Annotated in this window: 1 protein-coding gene and 1 pseudogene; both read right to left on the minus strand. The window is 40.1% G+C overall.

The genetic code is table 11. From position 1 onward, the window contains the following. Positions 1 to 17: 17 nt before the first annotated feature. Positions 18 to 401, minus strand: a pseudogene (locus ACS8FC_RS15580) (transposase family protein); the annotation flags it as partial. An 8-nt stretch (positions 402 to 409) separates the two neighbouring features. After that, entirely contained in the window at positions 410 to 850 is a 441-nt protein-coding gene (locus tag ACS8FC_RS15585) for a helix-turn-helix domain-containing protein (protein WP_439297437.1), read from the minus strand. Positions 851 to 916: the final 66 nt, after the last annotated feature.

The following is a 916-nucleotide window of genomic DNA, read 5'->3' on the forward strand; positions in this document are numbered from 1 at the left end:
TAGACCTCTTGCAAAAGTCATAGTTTAAGCTCGGAATTAATGATACCAGCAAATAGCTTCATTCTAAGATCGTAGCGCTGACGACGGTTGCGATATTTATGAGCCACGATTTTAAACAACTTGATTAAGCCTATTTTGTGCTCAACCACAATACGGAACTTTGCCAGATAGTGATTGGCCTGTTTGCATATCTCCAATAACTGACCACCACGAGGTTTCTTAAATGGTGTGAAAGTTTGCTTATGTAGATTTGCTATACCCTGATAACCACTGTCTGCTAGATAGTTAGTATTCTCAGGCAACCAATCAGGACAAGTATCTTTATACAGCTTAAAATCGTGGATTGACCCTTTACAGGTTTGCACATCGAGTATCAAACCAGTTTGCCAATGAACGATAACCTGCGCTTTTAAGGTGTGTTGTTTTTTCTTACCGCTGTAGTAGTCTCTTTGGTTTTTTTTGGACGCTCAATAGGGGTTTCGGTGGCATCGACAATGACGACTGACCAATTGATGTTCTCATCGACACGACTAGGCAGCTTTTTGGGCAATTCAAACTTACCTGAATCGATAAGTACGTCTTCTACTTTACGAATGATACGGCTAGCAGAAGACTCATGAATACCAAAGTCCATACTGATATGATAAAGCGTGCGGTATTCACGCCAATAAGTCAGGGCTAGTAGTATCTGCTCCTTAAGACTGAGCACACTTGGTCTACCTGATTTGGTCTTAGATGCTTCATGCTCTTGCATGGCCTCAAGCATGTTATAAAAGGTGGCTTTATGAATGCCAGTGTAGCGTTTAAAACCAGCGTCACTTTGTTTGAGTAGCTTATCTATGTTTGGCATATCTATTAAGTAAGTAGAGTTCAATAATATACGTTGTGTCTTATAATTACTTTTGCAAGAGGTCTA

This window comes from Psychrobacter sp. 1Y4 (genome assembly GCF_051847555.1).